This is a genomic window from Geodermatophilus aquaeductus (genome assembly GCF_900182545.1).
Taxonomy (GTDB): Bacteria; Actinomycetota; Actinomycetes; order Mycobacteriales; family Geodermatophilaceae; genus Geodermatophilus; species Geodermatophilus aquaeductus.
Genome location: NZ_FXTJ01000028.1, coordinates 1 through 1020 on the forward strand (window position 1 = coordinate 1; position 1020 = coordinate 1020).

Consider the following 1020-nt stretch of genomic DNA (forward strand, 5'->3'; position numbering starts at 1 on the left):
GCGTTGCGGGCGCCGCTGCGCACGCCGGTGGACCTGCCGCACCGGCTGACGGAGGTGACCGGGCCGGTGCTGGGGGAGGACCGGGTGCTGCCCACCGATGCGGATCTGACCTGGCGCAACGGCGGGGAGGCGGTCGGGCAGCGGATCCTGGTGCACGGCCGGGTGCTCGACAGCGACGGCCGGGCGGTGCCCGGGGCGCTGGTGGAGGTGTGGCAGGCCAACGCCGCCGGGCGGTATCGGCACGTGGTGGACAACTGGCCGGCGCCGCTGGATCCGCACTTCGACGGGCTGGGCCGGGTGGTCACCGACGACCTGGGGCGGTTCGAGTTCCTGACGATCAAGCCCGGCGCCTATCCGTGGGGCAATCACCACAACGCCTGGCGGCCGGCGCACATCCACTTCAGCCTGTTCGGCCGGGCGTTCACCCAGCGGCTGGTGACGCAGATGTACTTTCCCGACGATCCGCTGTTCGGCCAGGATCCGATCTTCACCGCGATCCCGCCGGCGGCCCGGCACCGGGCGGTGTCCCGGTTCTCCCTGGAGCGCACGCAGGACAACTGGGCGCTGGCCTTCGCCTGGGACATCGTGCTGCGCGGCGCGGAGCAGACGCCGTTCGAGACCGACGACGACGGAGACGTGGCCTGATGAGCACCGACACGAGCAGCGATCCGCTGGCGGTGCCGCCGGACCCGGCCGCGCCGTTCCAGCCGCGCTCGGGGCAGCGCGGCAGCGGGTTCCTCACCGGGCCGCTGCGGCTGGGCACCACCCCCAGTGCCACCGTGGGCCCGTATCTGGCGATCGGGCTGACCTGGGCCGACGGGATCTTCGCCGCCACCGAGGGCACGCAGGGCGGCATCTGGATCCGCGGCAGCGTGTTCGACGGCGCCGGCGAGGTGGTGCCCGACGCGATGGTGGAGACCTGGCAGGCCGATCCCGACGGCGGCTTCCCCTCCCCGGAGGACCCCCGCGGTCAGGCCGCCTATCCCGGCTTCCGCGGGTACGCCCGCGCGCAGACCCTCA

2 protein-coding genes are annotated in these 1020 nt (G+C 73.8%); both read left to right on the forward strand.

The window, feature by feature from the left end:
- Window positions 1-645 (forward strand): protocatechuate 3,4-dioxygenase subunit beta (gene pcaH / locus FN207_RS26055; protein ID WP_142461364.1); only part of this gene is annotated, 645 nt, incomplete at its 5' end.
- Window positions 645-1020 (forward strand): peptidase associated/transthyretin-like domain-containing protein (locus FN207_RS26060; RefSeq protein WP_460549603.1); only part of this gene is annotated, 376 nt, incomplete at its 3' end. The genes pcaH and FN207_RS26060, both read left to right, overlap by 1 nt.